A 16558-nucleotide genomic window follows, 5' to 3' on the forward strand; every position below is an offset into this window, starting at 1 on the left:
TGGCCTCTGCAGGAAAGTTGGCGCCCGCTTCAGTCCTCAATCGTTACGCCTTCCAACACACCGAATCTACCCGAATCAATAGGATCCACGCGGGAGTTTCGAACCCCGTCCTCTATTCGATAAAAGAAGCCGGTGACCCGAACAAATCTAGCACTCCCAGACAAACCCGAGAGCGAACGATCCTCAGACCGCACATTCTTCTCCGGGTAGATGACCATCGAGCTAGCCGCATCCCTCAAACCCATCGCATCCTCCGATGGGAAGACAAGTAAAACATCGTTTATCTGGTCCACCCACGCTCCAAACGATACCTTCATCCCTTCATATCGCTCTGGCGCCGCAAGAACGCTTGAAATTGAAGTCATGCAGGTTGGAGGCGCATCGCCGTTGCCGCGCATCTTGCAGGCTCCAGGCACTCGACCCTGCGCCTGAGATTCCGAGGGGCGCTCACAGCCGGAAAGCACCGACAGGGCCAACGCCAATACCACCGTAATTGCACCCAAATGAGCATTCATCATTTCACCTCGAGGAAATAGTTCTCTGCGGGTATGTATGCACCTTCATCCGAGCCCGCGGCTCTCACCGCCTTGCTCATCCCATTGACGTCAAACCCCATGACAGAACCACTCAGCGTGGCCACGTAGCTGTTTACAGCCGCGAATTTCGCCGGCTCAAGGTCGCCTCGGTCTAGGCTACCCTCCCATCGCCCCCCGCAGTAGCAGTATCCCCGCTGATCCAGCGCAGGACGCGAGACCTCAAGGGGGTCCAACTGTTGCTGTGGGCATGCGGAGCTAGAAAGCATCGTGCGTACCTAGGCATCAAGGCGGAGGGCGCTCTAGGGAAGGTCGAGCAGATCACCCGCACTGCTGGATTCATGAGCCGAGCGACCTCCGCCCCTGTCTGAGCAGCGGATTTTGTTTAAAACGGGGTTTTGAAGGTACCGTTGGGCGTCTCCAGACGGAATTATCCTGTCGGCAGAAACTGTCGGCGTGTCATCCACAGATGGGACAGCGCAAACAGCGTCAGCACCTGCCCGCTGTTCTTGGCCAGGCCTCGGTAGCGCACCTTGGTGTAGCCAAACTAGCGCTTGATGACGCGGAAGGGATGCTCCACCTTCGCTCGCATGCTGGCCTTGCAACGCTCCCAGCGCTCGTGCTGTTGGAGATCGCGCGCGTCCTTGATCCCCTTCACCTTGCCGCGCTTCTTCGCAATCAGGAAGGCTGCCTTGGAGTCCTGAAGCTCGGGCCGCGACTCCGCCCCGGTATATCCACTATCGCCCAGCACGCAGCCCTCCCTCCCGTGCAGAAGCTCGTGCGTGACCGTGACGTCGCCGACATTGGCAGCCGTGCATGTCACATGGTGCACAAGGCCTAGGCTCGATCAGCGCCAGCAGACGCTTCGAGGGCACTACGTGATCCATTTCATTGAGGAACAACTCGCGGCGCGTCTTCTTGCGCTGGCCCGCCCATCACCTGCTTGGCGGCTGCATGAACTCGATTGTGATGTGATCGGGGCCGGAGACGTAGGCCGCTAGTGTCCCCTTGCGTGGACCGCCTGGAATGGGTTGTGGACTGCCCTTCGCCTTCCATCCCGCAGCCTCTACACGGGCGATGGCGGAGTGAATATCCTCCACGGTCAAAGCCAGGTGTGCAGCTCCGATCGCACCGGCACTCTCCGGCGCGGCTCCATGCTGGCGACCTCCAGAGTACTGCAGCAGCTCAACCATGAACCCATTCGGCGCCAAGACGATTGCCGTGCGCACGTTCGGATCATCAACGCCTGTAACCTGATACAGGAAATCGCCTCCCATCTCCGATTGGCGCTGCAGCTCGAAACCCAGCGCTTGGGTCCAAAAGTGGATGGATTCGTCCAAGGAGGAAACCGTAAAGCCGGCGTGATCAACGCCACCGAGGTGCGTCGTCTTAGTCATGGCTGCATGATCATAGGGGCCGACTCGGCATGTTGGCCGTCTCTGGGGTTACGCGTGATAGTGGGTTCATCAGGAAATCTAGGTGGCGCAGCTTGTTCGGTCAAGTGAATGCGCAATGGCAGCCTCGGCACCTTCACCATCATCACCGGCGACAGCAGCGGCGTGTCAGCCGATATCCACGACCGGATGCCGGTGTGGCTGCAGCCTGGCCAGGTCGACGACTGGATGGCCGCCGAGCCCGACGACGCCATGGCGATGCTGCTGGCCAGCGAGCCCCCCACTTCCATGGAGGCATGCCGAGTCAGCCGAGCAGACGGATATCCACGCTCAGAGGGCGAGTTCCTCAACCTGGCAACGCCGAGGGAGCGGCCACCAGCGCCCCGATAGCCACCAGCTATGCTGAGCCGCACACCAGGAGCAGCACGCCGCACCCCACACAAGCACGCCCGCTTTCAAACAATCGCTTGAAACGCGCATAACTTCGCCGAACTGGACATCAACTCCAGCTTCCGCCAGACTGCCGCCCTTTCCTGTTGTTCGGCTCCCATGGCGAAACTGCTGGTCCTGCACGGCCCCAACCTCAACCTGCTCGGTACGCGCGAGCCGGGGGTCTATGGCCACACCACCCTGCCCCAGATCGACCAGGCGCTGCATGCGCAGGGCGCGGCGGCAGGCCACACAGTAGAAAGCCTGCAGTCCAACGCCGAGCACGTGCTGGTGGACCGCATACAGGCCGCGCGTGCCGATGGCACCGCCTTCATCCTGATCAACCCGGCCGCGTTCACCCACACCTCCGTCGCCCTTCGCGATGCGCTGGCAGCCGTGGACGTGCCGTTCATCGAAATCCACCTGTCCAATCCGCATTCGCGTGAGCCCTTCCGCCAGCACAGCTATTTCAGTGACAAGGCGATCGGCGTCATCTGCGGTTTCGGTGCCGACAGCTACCGTTACGCGATGGATGCCGCCGTACAGCGGCTGTCCAGCGTCTGAAATCCGAACGGGCGCCTGCGCCCTTCCCACCCCAGATAATCAAAAACAAAGAGGCCCCCATGGATCTGCGCAAAATCAAGAAACTGATCGACCTGCTGGAAGAGTCCAACCTCGCCGAGATCGAGATCAAGGAAGGCGAAGAATCCGTGCGCCTGTCGCGCGCACCGGTCGGCACCTTCGCGCAGATGGCGGCCACGCCGCCGCAGATGATGATGGCCCCGGCAGCGGCCGCTGCCCCGGCGATGCCGATGCAGTCCCCGACCGAAGCCTCCACCGGCGGCACCGCCAAGCCGGGCAACGCACTGCCGGAAGGCCACGTGCTGCGTTCGCCGATGGTCGGCACGTTCTATACGTCGTCGTCGCCGGAAAAGCCGGCCTTCGTCAGCATCGGCCAGCAGGTCAAGGCAGGCGAGACCCTGGCGATCATTGAAGCGATGAAGATGTTCAACCCGATCGAAGCCGATGCGTCGGGCACGATCGTCGCCATCCTCGGCGAGAACGGCCAGCCGGTGGAATTCGACCAGCCCCTGTTCGTGATCGGCTGAGGGGCAGACCATGCTCGATAAAATCGTCATTGCCAACCGAGGGGAAATCGCGCTGCGCATCCTGCGCGCGTGCCATACCCTCGGCATCCGCACCGTGGCCGTGCACTCCACGGTCGACCGCAACCTCAAGCACGTGGCCATGGCCGATGAGTCGGTCTGCATCGGTCCCGCTGCATCGACGGACAGCTACCTCAACATCCCGGCGCTGATCGCCGCGGCGGAAGTCACCGACGCGCAGGCGATCCATCCGGGCTACGGCTTCCTGTCGGAGAACGCGAACTTCGCCGAACGTGTCGAAGAATCCGGTTTCATCTTCATCGGCCCCAAGGCAGACACCATCCGCCTGATGGGCGACAAGGTGGAAGCGATCCGTGCCATGAAGGCTGCCGGCGTGCCGTGCGTGCCGGGCTCGGGTGGTCCGCTGGGCGATGACATCGTCGCCAACACCAAGATCGCCCGCGAGATCGGTTACCCGGTCATCATCAAGGCGTCCGGCGGTGGCGGCGGTCGCGGCATGCGCGTGGTGCATGCCGAAGCGTCGCTGAAGACCTCCATCGAAACCACCAAAAGCGAAGCCAAGGCCGCGTTCGGCAACGGTGAGGTCTACATGGAGAAGTACCTGGAGAATCCGCGTCACGTGGAAATCCAGGTGCTCGCCGACGGCCAGGGCAACGCCATCCACCTGGGTGAGCGCGACTGCTCGATGCAGCGTCGCCACCAGAAGGTGGTGGAAGAAGCGCCGGCACCGGGCATCAGTGCCGAAGCCCGCGAGCAGATCGGCAAGGTCTGCGTGGAAGCCTGCGTACGCATCGGCTACCGCGGCGCCGGTACCTTCGAGTTCCTGTACGAAGACGGCAACTTCTACTTCATCGAAATGAACACTCGTATCCAGGTGGAGCATCCGGTCACCGAGATGGTCACCGGCATCGACCTGGTGGTGGAGCAGCTGAAAATCGCCGCGGGCCAGAAGCTGTCGATCAAGCAGAGCGACATCGTGCTGACCGGCCATGCCATCGAATGCCGCATCAACGCGGAAGATTCGGAAACGTTCGTACCCAGTCCGGGCCAGATCACCGCCTTCCATGCACCGGGTGGCCCGGGTGTGCGCGTGGACACCCACATCTATGCGGGTTATCGCGTGCCGTCGAACTACGATTCGATGATCGGCAAGCTGATCGTGCACGGACCGGACCGCGAGACCGCCATCGCCCGCATGCGGGTGGCGCTGAGCGAGATGGTGGTGGATGGCATCAAGACCAACGTGGCCCTGCAGCAGCGCATCATGCGCGACAAGGGCTTCCAGGCCGGTGGGCAGAACATCCACTACCTGGAAAAGCGGTTGAACGAGCGCAAGACGAAGTCGATTGCGCTGACGTAAGCCGATGGCAGCGCCGAGCGGGGCTCGGCGCTGCGTATCACGCCCCCGTCTTACGGACGGGGGTCTGCGGCGATCTGGCTGCCCGGTACCGGACGCACGCCGTTGGGCGAGGTCGGGTCGACGATCATCATCGTCTCGGTCGAGCCATCGGGCCAGACCACCTGGAAGGTGCTGCCGGCCGGCAGCGAATTGAACGGCATGCCACTCTGCGCGCGATACACGGCGGCCACCTGGCTGGCACCGCTGCGGCGCGCATCCGGCGTGGACTGCACCTTGGTCAGTTCCACCGAAGACAATCGTCGATAACGGTCTTCCTGGGTATCGATCATCAGCAGCCCCACCGCACCGGCGGAGTAGGCCACGAACAACGCCACCCAGAACCAGAACTTCGCACCGTGCAGGACTCGACGGTAGTTCATCGCCCTTTCCTCTTTCCAATCAGTTCTTCGACCCATTCGGTCATTTTCTCGGCACCCTGCCGCGATACCGCAGCGTCATAAACAAAATCAGTGAAATCCTGGTCGGTCTGCTGGCTGCAGATGCCGCCGTTGGCGCAGAAGCTGTTCATCAGCACGCTGTCGCTGCCGCAGGCCATGCCCAGTTCGCAGGCGGCAACGCGCCACGCCAGTTCGCTCAACGCCTCGCCTGCCACCAGCCCGGTCATCGCGCGGTCGCCCGATGCGCGGATGCCCATCGCCGGCGCCAGCGCCATGTAGGCCTCTGGATCGTGTGAGTCGCGCACGCGCTGCACCAGCCCGCGGCGATAGTCTTCATCGGTCTGCAGCGGTTGCCCGTCAGCCAACAGCGATGCCTCGGCGGCAAGGTTGCCGGACTGGGCCGCCTGACGGCGCTGTGCGAACACCAACGGGTAGCCCAGGCCATCGCTGGCCACGAAACCACCACACCGCGCGGCCACGCGCTGGCGGGCCGATGCCATGGCCGTCGACGCGCGCTCGCCCATGCCGTTCAGCACCGTGTTGTCCAACTGGTACCCGCCCGGATCATTGGCGTACTGGCTGCAGTAGTCGTACACGCGGCTGAGCATCCAGCGCGCTTCGACGTTGCCACTGTCGGCCTGCCAGCGCAGCCGCTGCGCATACGCAAACAGATCCGTATCGCCTTCGATGTCCGCGCGGATGTCCAGCGGCAGCCCCGACGGCACGCTGTTGAGCGTGGATTCGCTGGCGAGGCGGCGCGCCAATGCGGCTGGAAGCGACGGCGTCGCCTGTGCGGTGTCCTGCTGCGGTGCCGTGCCCTGTTCCATTGCCATGCGCCCCGATCCGTCAGCCTGCTTCAGGTGATCGCCCATGCGCACGCCTGCCGCACCGAGCAATACCACGGCAGGCAGAACGAACAACCAGGTTTTCAGGGCAGGCACGGACGCCATCGGGTTACAAGCCATTGACTCGCAAGGCAAGGTCGCGAGTCTAGCAAGGGGATGCGTGCTTGTCCGGGCACCGCGATTCAGTCTCAGGATCGCAGGAGATTTCGGTGCGCGGGCCGGATCGACTAGCATTCCCTTCTTTGCCGGACTACGCCTGCCACCATGCCGTTCCTGGAACTGACCCTGCGCTGCACCGAAGCCACCCAGCCCCGCTACGAGAACGCGCTGGAGGATTTAGGCGCGCTGGCGGTGACCCTGCTCGATGCGCAGGCCGACACCAGCAACGAGCGGGCCATCCTGGAACCGGGCGTCGGCGAGACCCCGATGTGGGACGCGCTGGTGCTCAGCGCGCTGTTCCCGCACGACGCCGACGGTCTGCTGCTGCTGGCTGCACTGGAAGCCTTCGATGATGGCCTGGACTGGTCGACCGTCAGCTTCGCAGCAGTGGAAGACCAGGACTGGGAACGCGTCTGGCTGGACCAGTTCGCGCCGATGCCGTTCGGCCAGCGCGCATGGATCGTGCCGTGGAATCACGAGCTGCCCGAGGCCGCGCAGGCAGCCGATGCAGCCGTGGTGCGGCTGGATCCGGGCCTGGCCTTCGGCTCCGGCACCCACCCCACCACCGCGCTGTGCCTGCGCTGGCTGGATGGCCTGGCGGGCGAAGGCCTGCTACAGGGCCAGCGGGTGCTCGACTTCGGCTGCGGCTCGGGCATCCTGGCGCTGGCTGCGCTTAAGCTGGGCGCGGCCGAAGCGATCGGCGTGGACAACGACCCGCAGGCCCTGATCGCCACGGCGGACAACGCCGAACGCAACGGCGAGCTGCCGCGCATGCACGTATACCTGCCGCAGGACGAACCGGTGGCCACCTATCCCATCGTGGTCGCCAACATCCTGGCCTCTGCCCTGGATGCGCTGGCCGACCTGCTGGCGGCGCGCGTTGCCAGCGGCGGTCGCATCGCCCTGTCGGGCATCCTGCAGGGCCAGGAGGATGATCTGCTGAAGCGGTACGCCACGTGGTTCGATGACCTGCAGGCGACCCAGGACGGCGATTGGATGCGCATCACCGGCGTACGGCGCGCCTGAGCGCGTCTGGACGTGATTGAATAGCCCTTCGATCCGAGACGGCACCTCGCATGCCCGAACCGCCCCTGCCCCGCCGCCCGTTGGCCACTTTCCTGCGTCCTGCTGCTGAGCCGCAGCAGGAAGGACCGCCGGTGACCGATGCTGACCCGGCTGCGCGCCACGCGACCGATGAATCGGCGGACAGCGTGCCGGTGACGGACGCTTCGGTGGAAGCGGTCGAGGCGGTCGTTGCGACGGCCGCGGACGACGCAGACGAGGCAGACGACAGCGTCGCGATGCACGCTGACGCAACTGACACGGTGGCAGCGGCGGCGTCGCCCGTCGAACCGGTTTTCCTGCGCGGCACGTCACCGCTGCACACGCCCCGATGGCAGTGGCTGATCGTGGCCGCACTGACCGTGGTGCTGCTGTTGCAGGTGGCGGTCGCAGACCGGGCCCGGCTTGCCAGCGATGCCAGCACCCGCCCGATGATCAGCCTGGTGTGCAGCGTGCTGCGCTGCAGCCTGCCGACCTGGCGCGAGCCGACGGCGTTCACCATGCTGAGCCGCGACGTGCGTCCGGTGCCCGGCCAGGCCGGTGCGCTGCAGGTACAAGCCAGTGTCCGCAACGACGCACGATGGGCACAGGATTGGCCGTCGCTGCGTCTGTCACTGTCCGATGCGGATGGACGCGTGATCGGCACCGGCGTGTTCACGCCGGCCGATTACCTGGCCGCCGACGGCGCGGCCGCGCCCCCGCTGGAGCCCGGACAAAGCACGCAGATCAGCTTCAGGGTCAGGGAGCCTGCGGCGTCCACGGTCGCATTCAACTTCGACTTCCTGTGAGGGTCGTACGAGCGGCCACCCGTGCAGGGGGCTGCCGCTCGCGCTAGACTGGTCGCCACCACCTTCTTCGCCAGCGCCAGCATCCGCTCCGGCGCGGCCACCAGATCGGGATTCCCATTGAACGCTGTACTCTCTCGTCCTGACACTAGTCGTGGCGCTGCGCGTCCTCCGCTCCGCGAACACGTCGCCCAGTCCGTGCGCCGCTACCTGCGCGACCTGGATGGCTGCGACGCCGACGATGTGTACGAGATCGTGCTGCGCGAGATGGAAATACCGCTGTTCGTGGAAGTACTGAACCATTGCGAAGGCAACCAGAGCCGTGCGGCGTCGATGCTGGGCATCCACCGTGCCACCCTGCGCAAGAAGCTGAAGGAATACGGCATCTCGGCCTGAGGCCGGCCGTGATCGCGTGTTTTTCCGCAGGAACAGGCGCCTGACCCCACCCTAGGGTGCACACGGCCTACAATATCGGCCCCGCCTGCTGCCGTTGCCCTGTCCCCATGAGTGCTGACCTGCTGCCCGTCCGTCGGGCCCTGCTTTCCGTTTCCGACAAGACCGGTTTGATCGAACTGGCGACTGCCCTGGCCGCGCGCGGCGTGGAACTGCTGTCCACCGGCGGTACCGCCAAGGCGATCCGCGATGCGGGCCTGCCGGTGAAGGACGTCGCCGATGTCACCGGCTTCCCGGAGATGATGGACGGCCGGGTCAAGACCCTGCATCCGACAGTGCACGGCGGCCTGCTGGGCCGTGCGGGTATCGACGATGCAGTGATGGCCCAGCATGGCATCGGAGCGATCGACCTGCTGGTGCTGAACCTCTACCCGTTCGAATCGGTCACCGCCAAGGCCGACTGCGCCTTGGACGATGCCGTTGAGAACATCGACATCGGCGGCCCGGCGATGCTGCGCTCGGCAGCGAAGAACTTCGCCCGCGTTGCCGTGGCAACGGACCCGTCGCAGTACGACGAGCTGCTGGCCGAACTGGCGGCGCAGGATGGCCAGCTGTCGGCAGCCAAGCGTTTTGCTTTCTCGGTCGCTGCCTTCAACCGCGTCGCGCAGTACGACGCCGCCATCAGCAACTACCTGTCCGCCGTGGCATCGCGCGATGCCGCCGTGCCGGTGCGCAGCGAGTACCCGGCGCAGATGAACTCCTCCTTCGTGAAAGTGATGGATCTGCGTTACGGCGAGAACCCGCACCAGAGCGGCGCGTTCTACCGCGACCTGTACCCGGTGCCCGGCACGCTGGCCACGTTCCAGCAGCTGCAGGGCAAGGAACTGAGCTTCAACAACCTCGCCGATGCCGATGCGGCGTGGGAATGCGTGCGCCAGTTCGACGCGCCGGCCTGCGTGATCGTCAAGCATGCTAACCCCTGCGGCGTGGCCGTGGGCGCCGGCAACGGCGATGCCTATGAGCTTGCGTACGCGACCGATCCGACCAGTGCCTTCGGCGGCATCATCGCCTTCAACAAGCCGCTGGACCTGGCCACCGCGCAGGTGATCCTGGACCGCCAGTTCGTCGAGGTGCTGATCGCCCCGGATTACGAACCGGCTGCACTGGAGTACGCGACGAAGAAAGCCAACGTACGCGTGCTGCGTATTCCGCATGGCGATGGCATCAACAATTTCGACAGCAAGCGTGTGGGCTCGGGCCTGCTGCTGCAGTCGTCGGACAACCGCGGCATGACGCGCGACGAGCTGAAAGTGGTGAGCAAGGTGGCCCCGACCGAGGCACAGTTCGCCGACCTGCTGTTCGCGTGGAAGGTGGCCAAGTTCGTCAAGTCCAACGCCATCGTGTATGCCAAGGACAACCGCACCATCGGCGTCGGTGCCGGGCAGATGAGCCGCGTGTACTCGGCGCGCATCGCCGGCATCAAGGCCGCTGATGCGGACCTGGTGGTGGACGGATCGGTGATGGCGTCCGATGCGTTCTTCCCGTTCCGCGACGGCATCGATGCCGCCGCGGCGGCAGGGATCAAGGCGGTGATCCAGCCGGGTGGCTCGATGCGCGACAGCGAAGTCATTGCCGCGGCCGACGAAGCCGGCCTGGCGATGGTGTTCACCGGCGTGCGCCACTTCCGTCACTGACGCTGACCGGTAGCGCCGAGCCATGCTCGGCGGCCCCCCACCCCGTATCGGAAATCCATCAGCATGAAGATTCTTGTCATCGGCTCCGGCGGCCGCGAACACGCCTTGGCCTGGAAGCTCGCTCAGTCCACGCAGGTCAGCGAAGTGCTCGTTGCCCCCGGTAACGCCGGCACCGCCACCGAGGCGAAGTGCCGCAACGTGGACATCAAGGTCACCGACCTGGATGGCCTGTTGGCGCTGGCGCAGTCCGAGAGCGTGGCGGTCACCGTCGTTGGCCCGGAAGTACCGTTGGTGGCCGGCGTGGTGGATCGCTTCCGCGATGCCGGGCTGCGTATCTTCGGGCCGACCGCCGCCGCCGCCCAGCTGGAAGGCAGCAAGGCCTACGCGAAGGATTTCCTCGCCCGCCACAACATCCCGACCGCGTTCTACGCCGTGCACACCGACGTGGACGCGGCGCTGGCGTACCTCCGCGAAAAGGGCGCACCGATCGTGGTCAAGGCCGACGGCCTGGCGGCCGGCAAGGGCGTCATCGTGGCGATGACGCTGGACGAAGCCGAATCCGCCGTGCGCGACATGCTGTCAGGCAATGCGTTCGGTGATGCGGGCGCGCGGGTGGTGATTGAAGAGTTCCTGGACGGCGAAGAGGCCAGCTTCATTTCCATGGTCGACGGCGTAACGGCGCTGCCGATGGCGACCTCGCAGGATCACAAGCGGGTGGGTGACGGGGATACTGGTCCGAATACCGGTGGCATGGGCGCCTACTCGCCCGCCCCGGTGGTGACCGATGAGGTGCATGCCCGGGTGATGCGCGAGGTGGTCAATCCGACCGTGCAGGGCATGATCGCCGATGGCATCCCGTTCACCGGCTTCCTCTACGCAGGGCTGATGATCGACGCGGAGGGCGCGCCGAAGGTTATCGAGTTCAACGTGAGGTTCGGCGATCCCGAAACCCAGCCGGTCATGCTGCGCCTGCAGTCGGACCTGCTGGACCTGGTGCAGGCAGCCATCGACGGCACGCTGGACCAGATGCAGGCGCAGTGGGATCCGCGTCCGTCGCTGGGCGTGGTGCTGGCTGCGGCGCCGTACCCGGAAGCCCCCATCACCGGCGATGTGATCTCGGGTCTGGATGCTGTGCCGGACACCGCCAAGGTGTTCCATGCAGGCACCGCACTGGATGCGCAGGGCAACGTGGTCAGCGCCGGTGGCCGCGTGCTGTGCGTGGCTGCGTTGGGCGACAGCGTGCGCGACGCGCAGGCCAATGCCTATGCGGGCGTGGCCAAGGTGACGTGGGCGAACGAGTTCCACCGCGATGACATCGGCTGGCGCGCGATTGCCCGCGAGAGCTGAGGCGGGTGCATGGTGGGCCTGCACGACGTGTGGGGACCGGGTGCGGCGCTGATCTGCCGCTGCGCTCGCCGAGCATGGCTCGGCGCTACCGGTAGAGGCGTCATCGTGCGGTAGACGTGTCGCACGGTGGGCGCGTTTCAATGAAAAACGCCGGGCAGTGCCCGGCGTTTTTGTACGCAGCGACTGTCTCCGCTTAGGCGGTGAACAGCGCTTTCATCTTCTTCAGCGCGTTCGCTTCGACCTGGCGGATCCGCTCTGCGGACACGCCGTACTCGTCGGCCAGTTCCTGCAGCGTGACCTTGCTGTCGGCATCCAGCCAGCGGCGGGCGATGATGTCGCGTGAGCGGGCATCCAGTTCGGCCATGCCTTCGCGCAGCAGCTGCAGCTGGTTATCCTCGCTGTCCGCACGCTCGTAGGCCATCGAAGGATCTTCTTCGTTGGCACGCAGGTACGCGGCCGGCGACGGTGGTGCATGGTCGTCGTCCTCATCGCTGGGCGCATCGAAACCGATATCGCGTCCGGACAGACGGGACTCCATCTCCAGCACTTCGCGCTCGGACACGTTGAGGTCCTTGGCGACCGCCGTGACCTCGGCTGCGTTCATCCAGCCCAGGCGCTTCTTCGACTTGCGCAGGTTGAAGAACAGCTTGCGCTGCGCCTTGGTCGTGGCGACCTTCACGATGCGCCAGTTCTTCAGGATGAACTCGTGCATTTCGGCACGGATCCAATGCACGGCGAAGGACACCAGGCGCACGCCCATGTCCGGGTCGAAGCGCTTGACGGCCTTCATCAGGCCGATGTTGCCTTCCTGGATGAGGTCGCCCAATGCGAGGCCGTAGCCGTTGTAACCGCGGGCCACGTGCACCACGAAGCGCAGGTGCGAATGCACCAGCTCGCGGGCCGCGTCCAGATCGGTCTGATCACGGAAACGACGCGCCAGGTCCTGCTCATCATCGACCGACAGCACCGGGATCTGGTGCACGGCACCGATGTAGGCGTCCAGCGAACCGAGCGCACTGGGAATCGGGAGATTATTTGCCACAAGGGCAGTAGAGGTGTTCTGGCTCATGGGTTCCATCTTAGCAGTCCGATACTTCGACTGCTAAAGGTTGAAAAAGTTCCAGTGTTCCGTTGGCAGAACAATGGCGCTGACTACCCATCTACCCTACCGCGATTTGGTGACAGTGGCGATAGCCTTATCGATCACGATAAAAACCTTTCACATCAGCATGTTGAATGAAAAATACGGGCAAAAAGACGTGCAAACTGGCTGAACAAGCCGCTTTAGCGGCCCATTCAGCCAGAAAAGGTTGTCGGGCATTCAGACGCCGGTCGTCGGCTGCGCCGGATGCCTCAGTAATACCCGGCCAGATTCAGGAAAAATCCTTTCTGGTCGTAGCGCAGCTCGGTCATGTCGTCGCTGAACTCCGTGAAGTTGTAGCCGCCACCGATCTTGAAGTTCTCGCCCACGCGGCGGTCCACGCCAAGCAGCCAGCCCTTGCGGACGCCGCCGTCGCGCACTTTCAGCCAGCGATGCTCGGCCAGCCCCTCCCACTTCTCGAACAGGCGATAGCGCAGCTGCAGCGCAGCGAAGTCGGCGCGGCTGTCCAGCCAGGCCCCTTCACCACGGCCCGTGCGGTATTCGCCCCAGCGCGAGGCCAGCTTGCCGGCGACTTCCCAGCGCGCGCCCAGCTGGCGGATGCCCTCCAGGGAAACGATCTGCGAGCGCTGGTCGTAGAGGTTGCCGCCTTCCTGCCCCAGCGACGCCACGTCATAGAGATAGGTGAACTTGCCGAAGGCGGCCCAGCGGGTGTCGTCGTGCGGCCGCCAGGCAAAGCCCATGTTGGTTTCCACCAGCTTGGCGTCCGCCACCGGATTGATGCGGTCCTGGGTATCGGCATAGTTGGCGCGCAGCGCCAGCCGCCAGTCTTCGTTGAGCTTGTACAGCAGGCGGTTGGTGGTGACCCATTGCTCGCGCTGCTCGGCACCGGAGTCATGCCGGTATTCCAGCTTGCTGTTCCACTGCGCCACCGCGTCGGTGCGGCCGCCACTGACACTGTAGGCGCGGCGGTCGATCCGCCCCAGGGTGGATTCCAGTTCGCCGTCCATCAGGGTGAAGCCCAGGTTCCAGCCCTGTGCCGGATAGAAGTCCATGCCGAAGGTGTGGACCAGGCCGGCGTTGTCCTGGCGACGGTCCTTGAGGTACTGGCTTTCGTTGTACACATTGACCTGATTGCTCAGGCGCCAGCGCTGGCCCAGGGTCCAGCCGGACTGCAGACCGGTATCGAACAGCGGATCAGTGCCGGTACGGTCGCTGCTGTAGCTGTAGCTGCCATACAGGCTGTGGTCCGGCGCCATGCGGTACTCGGCATCCACTTTCGCACCGTGGCCGCGGCTACCGCCGCTGACTTCGGCCCCCACGCTGCTGCGGTCGCCAAACAGATACCGCGCCCCCAACGTCAGCAGGTCGTTCTTTTCGTAGGCGCCGCCGTCATCGTCCACCGTGGCCTGGCCGGTGCCGTACAGCTCCCACGATGCACCGAACCGCTGCCGATAGCCGATGGCCGCCAGCAGTGCATCCACGGTCTGCAGGCTCTGCTCTTCGCGTACGCGACGCAGTTCGCCGCTCAGCTGGCCGTCGTTGCCCAGCCGCCACTCGGCAGTCAGCTGGCTCTGCTCAAGCGCCAGCTCGCCCTGCTCCGTGCGCGTGTGGCGGCCGTACAGGCTGAAGTCGTCGGTGAGGTAGCCGAGGAACTCGGCACCGTATTCCTGCACCGCCAACCCGGTGTCCTGGCGAGCGACAGAGAAGCCCGCGTCCACGTCGCGCCACCAGGCGCCCATGCTCCAATCCTGCGTGGTCCAGCCCAGCTCCCGCAGGTTGGCGCGCGCCTCTACCGCCGTGGCGCTGCCGGATCGCTGCACTTCGTAAGGATTGCGGCGGATGAAACTGAGGCCGCCGTTGTCCGAGTAGAACACCGGTGCCGCCGTGGCATCGGTCTCGGTGTGCTCCACCTTTACATAGGTGCCACGACCCGCCTGCAAGGTGAGATCCGCCCCTTTCAAGGTGTAGTTCTCACCGCTTCGGTTTTCCTCCACCCAGGTGCCACCCACTGCCACGTGGTCGCCGATCCATTGCCGTCCGCGCGCGCCCATCGTCACGTCATCGCTGCTGAACCCCAGCGGCACGTATTCGTAGTCCACCAGCAGCAGCTGGTCGTAGCCATCCAGCGGCATGTCGCGGGTGATGCTGCGAACGTTCTCGCGGGTCAACATCGCCAGCGGACGGGTCAGGATCAATCGCCCCTGCAGGTCGTCTATTTCATAATCCACGCCTTCCTGCAGGGTGGCGCGGGTTTCAGTGCGGCCGGTGGTGCGGTCACGCACTTCCAGCACCACCTGTTCCGATCCCGGCAGCACATCGGTGTGGCGCAGGTAGTACAGGCTGCCGCCGGTGCCGAGGAACTCGCTGTGGCCCGGCGCGGACTGCGCTTCGGAGCCGAACACCTTCAACTGCGAGCGCGCCTCGCCCAGCGGGGTTGCTTCCAGCGACCGCCAGTTCAAGGCACCGCCGTACAACGAACGCACATACTGCCCGTATTCGGTGCCGGTGATCCCGGTTGCGTAATTGCCCCAGATCGCCTGGCTCTGGTCCCAGTCCAAGCGCAGGTACAGCCGCCCCTGCGTATCGACATCACGCCAGGTGGTGGAATCATCGCCATACACCGGGTAGTACAGATCCGGATCCAGGCGGCGGAACACGTCGCTCGGATCTGCGTCCCAGAAATCCCGGAACAGGTGTTTCAGTTCGCGGTCCTGGGTGTCGGCCTGCGCCGTCAGCAGATACTTGCCGCGCATCTTCCCCTTCAGGTAGAACGCCAAGCGCCCTTCGCTGAGGAAACTGCCGTCATCGCGGTCATCGGCGGCGAGTGGCTGCAGGTTGCCGCTGGCGCTGTTCTTCGACACGGTGACATCGGCGATGGCGACCGCGAACAGGTAACGGCCGGTCACCTCCACGTCCAGCTGCCGCTCGGCACTGGGCATGTCCTTGGCCTCCACCTGCACGTCGTAGCGGTGGGCGCCCACCGGTTCGAGGAACTCCGCCGCGAACTTCTGCTCCAGGTCCACCGGGAAGCTCTGCCCGTTGATGGTCACCCGGCTGTTCGGCTCCAGTCCACGCCCGTACACGCGTACGCGCGATCCGTGGATGGGAATGTTCTGCAGGCGCAGCTGGCTCTGTCCGTAGATGCTGTTGCTCACCTGCAGCGCCTGCGCGTTCTCACCGTCCAGTGCCTGGCCGAGTGTCTTCTGCACGTTGTCGCGGGTGACCTGCAGGCCCCGATCGAAGTCGGCCGGGGTGACCAGTTGGATGCGCTGGATCTGCGTTTCATCAAACGCATCGCCGGCACCGTAGGCACGCGCGACGTAGATCAGGTCATCGCCGGTGCGCAGCGTGATCTGCTCGGGCAGTTGCGCATCCCACTCGGCCTCGGACACGTAGCCCGCGGGCAGGTCGATGCGCGCAAGCGGGGTGACCAGATCGGTGTCGGTGCCGCGGTACAGCGTGACCTCCAGCCTTTCGATGAACGAGGCGTAGTTGTTGTAGCTGTGGAAGCGCAGCGGGCGCACCAGGCGTCCGTTCTCGAACGGCACCGTCGCCGCCGACTGCACGCTCAGGCTGGGCGGCACCATGCTCGGATCTTCCGTGGCCCATACCACGCCCCCGTTGGGCAGCTCGGACACGAAGTTGCCACCCCGTGCAGCCACCGGTGAGGGTGCCAGCGGCACGCTATCGGCTACTGGCGGTGATGGCGCGTCGCCGCGGATCCGCAGCAACAGCCCTTCGTCGTTGCGGCAGTTGTCGGCGTCACAGCGGATGGCTGGCGGATCAACCGCAGGCAGTACCTGCTGCGCGAGCACCGGCGCAGTGGAGAGCAGCATCGCCAGCAGCAGCAACGCGGTCATGCGGCGTTCGGCTTTCAGGGTCTTCTCCATG

The 16558-nt window shown here is 64.8% G+C and carries 15 protein-coding genes and 1 pseudogene; 9 read left to right on the forward strand and 7 right to left on the reverse strand.

Annotated features, from left to right (window positions below; translation table 11 throughout):
* Positions 1-29: 29 nt before the first annotated feature.
* The 3 genes and pseudogenes from ABRP17_RS06480 to ABRP17_RS06490 form a co-directional block, all read right to left on the reverse strand.
* Positions 30-515, reverse strand: a complete 486-nt coding sequence (locus tag ABRP17_RS06480) for a hypothetical protein (protein WP_349985468.1) — start codon at positions 513-515, stop codon at positions 30-32.
* Positions 516-963: 448 nt separating this feature from the next.
* Positions 964-1362: pseudogene (locus tag ABRP17_RS06485) on the reverse strand (transposase); the annotation flags it as partial.
* A gap of 106 nt (positions 1363-1468) precedes the next feature.
* Complete coding sequence (locus ABRP17_RS06490) at positions 1469-1930, reverse strand: VOC family protein (protein ID WP_349985467.1); 462 nt, start codon at positions 1928-1930, stop codon at positions 1469-1471.
* A gap of 108 nt (positions 1931-2038) precedes the next feature.
* On the opposite strand from ABRP17_RS06490, the gene ABRP17_RS06495 reads away from it, so the two are divergent.
* The 4 genes from ABRP17_RS06495 (at position 2039) to accC (ending at position 4843) form a co-directional block, all read left to right on the forward strand.
* Positions 2039-2317, forward strand: a complete 279-nt coding sequence (locus ABRP17_RS06495) for an SOS response-associated peptidase family protein (protein WP_372486922.1) — start codon at positions 2039-2041, stop codon at positions 2315-2317.
* A gap of 159 nt (positions 2318-2476) precedes the next feature.
* Positions 2477-2920 carry a type II 3-dehydroquinate dehydratase gene (gene aroQ, locus ABRP17_RS06500; RefSeq protein ID WP_188325202.1) on the forward strand — a complete coding sequence of 148 codons (444 nt, stop codon included), beginning with the start codon at positions 2477-2479 and terminating at the stop codon, positions 2918-2920.
* Positions 2921-2979: 59 nt separating this feature from the next.
* Positions 2980-3465 (forward strand): acetyl-CoA carboxylase biotin carboxyl carrier protein, encoded by a 486-nt coding sequence (gene accB, locus ABRP17_RS06505; RefSeq protein WP_188325203.1) that lies wholly within the window; start codon positions 2980-2982, stop codon positions 3463-3465.
* 10 nt (positions 3466-3475) lie between these two features.
* Positions 3476-4843: an acetyl-CoA carboxylase biotin carboxylase subunit gene (gene accC / locus ABRP17_RS06510; protein WP_188325204.1), complete on the forward strand. Its 1368-nt coding sequence runs from the start codon at positions 3476-3478 to the stop codon at positions 4841-4843.
* A gap of 50 nt (positions 4844-4893) precedes the next feature.
* Here the strand turns inward: accC and ABRP17_RS06515 are convergent, their stop codons facing one another.
* Positions 4894-5262: a hypothetical protein gene (locus tag ABRP17_RS06515; RefSeq protein WP_192082042.1), complete on the reverse strand. Its 369-nt coding sequence runs from the start codon at positions 5260-5262 to the stop codon at positions 4894-4896.
* Positions 5259-6230: a hypothetical protein gene (locus ABRP17_RS06520; RefSeq protein WP_349985466.1), complete on the reverse strand. Its 972-nt coding sequence runs from the start codon at positions 6228-6230 to the stop codon at positions 5259-5261. The genes ABRP17_RS06515 and ABRP17_RS06520 overlap by 4 nt, the downstream gene beginning before the upstream one ends.
* 159 nt (positions 6231-6389) lie before the next feature.
* On the opposite strand from ABRP17_RS06520, the gene prmA reads away from it, so the two are divergent.
* The 5 genes from prmA to purD all read left to right on the forward strand — a co-directional run bounded on the left by prmA (position 6390) and on the right by purD (position 11565).
* Complete coding sequence (prmA, locus tag ABRP17_RS06525; RefSeq protein ID WP_349985465.1) at positions 6390-7310, forward strand: 50S ribosomal protein L11 methyltransferase; 921 nt, start codon at positions 6390-6392, stop codon at positions 7308-7310.
* Between the two features lie 50 nt (positions 7311-7360).
* Complete coding sequence (locus ABRP17_RS06530; RefSeq protein WP_349985464.1) at positions 7361-8134, forward strand: DUF3426 domain-containing protein; 774 nt, start codon at positions 7361-7363, stop codon at positions 8132-8134.
* Positions 8135-8251: 117 nt separating this feature from the next.
* Positions 8252-8527 carry a DNA-binding transcriptional regulator Fis gene (fis, locus tag ABRP17_RS06535; RefSeq protein WP_188325209.1) on the forward strand — a complete coding sequence of 92 codons (276 nt, stop codon included), beginning with the start codon at positions 8252-8254 and terminating at the stop codon, positions 8525-8527.
* Positions 8528-8634: 107 nt separating this feature from the next.
* The gene (gene purH / locus ABRP17_RS06540) at positions 8635-10218 is read left to right on the forward strand and encodes a bifunctional phosphoribosylaminoimidazolecarboxamide formyltransferase/IMP cyclohydrolase (RefSeq protein ID WP_349985463.1); all 1584 of its coding nucleotides are present in this window, start codon (positions 8635-8637) and stop codon (positions 10216-10218) included.
* A gap of 63 nt (positions 10219-10281) precedes the next feature.
* A complete protein-coding gene (purD, locus tag ABRP17_RS06545; RefSeq protein WP_349985462.1) occupies positions 10282-11565 on the forward strand; it encodes a phosphoribosylamine--glycine ligase in 1284 nt (427 codons plus the stop codon).
* Positions 11566-11758: 193 nt separating this feature from the next.
* Here purD and rpoH read toward each other — a convergent pair whose 3' ends face one another.
* Both rpoH and ABRP17_RS06555 read right to left on the reverse strand, forming a co-directional pair.
* The gene (gene rpoH, locus ABRP17_RS06550; RefSeq protein ID WP_188325213.1) at positions 11759-12634 is read right to left on the reverse strand and encodes an RNA polymerase sigma factor RpoH; all 876 of its coding nucleotides are present in this window, start codon (positions 12632-12634) and stop codon (positions 11759-11761) included.
* Between the two features lie 284 nt (positions 12635-12918).
* Positions 12919-16557 carry a hypothetical protein gene (locus ABRP17_RS06555; RefSeq protein ID WP_349985461.1) on the reverse strand — a complete coding sequence of 1213 codons (3639 nt, stop codon included), beginning with the start codon at positions 16555-16557 and terminating at the stop codon, positions 12919-12921.
* Position 16558: the final 1 nt, after the last annotated feature.

The sequence above is a fragment of the Stenotrophomonas sp. WHRI 8082 genome, assembly GCF_040223995.2.
In the GTDB taxonomy this organism is placed as follows: Bacteria; Pseudomonadota; Gammaproteobacteria; order Xanthomonadales; family Xanthomonadaceae; genus Stenotrophomonas.

What these genes read in the sequence shown, in the direction of transcription:
- prmA (WP_349985465.1), top strand. Translation starts at nt 6,390, where the DNA reads ATGCCGTTCCTGGAACTGACCCTGCGCTGCACCGAAGCCACCCAGCCC.
- rpoH (WP_188325213.1), bottom strand. Translation starts at nt 12,634, where the DNA reads ATGAGCCAGAACACCTCTACTGCCCTTGTGGCAAATAATCTCCCGATT.
- accB (WP_188325203.1), top strand. Translation starts at nt 2,980, where the DNA reads ATGGATCTGCGCAAAATCAAGAAACTGATCGACCTGCTGGAAGAGTCC.
- ABRP17_RS06555 (WP_349985461.1), bottom strand. Translation starts at nt 16,557, where the DNA reads ATGGAGAAGACCCTGAAAGCCGAACGCCGCATGACCGCGTTGCTGCTG.
- ABRP17_RS06515 (WP_192082042.1), bottom strand. Translation starts at nt 5,262, where the DNA reads ATGAACTACCGTCGAGTCCTGCACGGTGCGAAGTTCTGGTTCTGGGTG.
- purD (WP_349985462.1), top strand. Translation starts at nt 10,282, where the DNA reads ATGAAGATTCTTGTCATCGGCTCCGGCGGCCGCGAACACGCCTTGGCC.
- aroQ (WP_188325202.1), top strand. Translation starts at nt 2,477, where the DNA reads ATGGCGAAACTGCTGGTCCTGCACGGCCCCAACCTCAACCTGCTCGGT.
- ABRP17_RS06495 (WP_372486922.1), top strand. Translation starts at nt 2,039, where the DNA reads ATGCGCAATGGCAGCCTCGGCACCTTCACCATCATCACCGGCGACAGC.
- ABRP17_RS06520 (WP_349985466.1), bottom strand. Translation starts at nt 6,230, where the DNA reads ATGGCGTCCGTGCCTGCCCTGAAAACCTGGTTGTTCGTTCTGCCTGCC.
- ABRP17_RS06480 (WP_349985468.1), bottom strand. Translation starts at nt 515, where the DNA reads ATGAATGCTCATTTGGGTGCAATTACGGTGGTATTGGCGTTGGCCCTG.
- ABRP17_RS06530 (WP_349985464.1), top strand. Translation starts at nt 7,361, where the DNA reads ATGCCCGAACCGCCCCTGCCCCGCCGCCCGTTGGCCACTTTCCTGCGT.
- ABRP17_RS06490 (WP_349985467.1), bottom strand. Translation starts at nt 1,930, where the DNA reads ATGACTAAGACGACGCACCTCGGTGGCGTTGATCACGCCGGCTTTACG.
- purH (WP_349985463.1), top strand. Translation starts at nt 8,635, where the DNA reads ATGAGTGCTGACCTGCTGCCCGTCCGTCGGGCCCTGCTTTCCGTTTCC.
- accC (WP_188325204.1), top strand. Translation starts at nt 3,476, where the DNA reads ATGCTCGATAAAATCGTCATTGCCAACCGAGGGGAAATCGCGCTGCGC.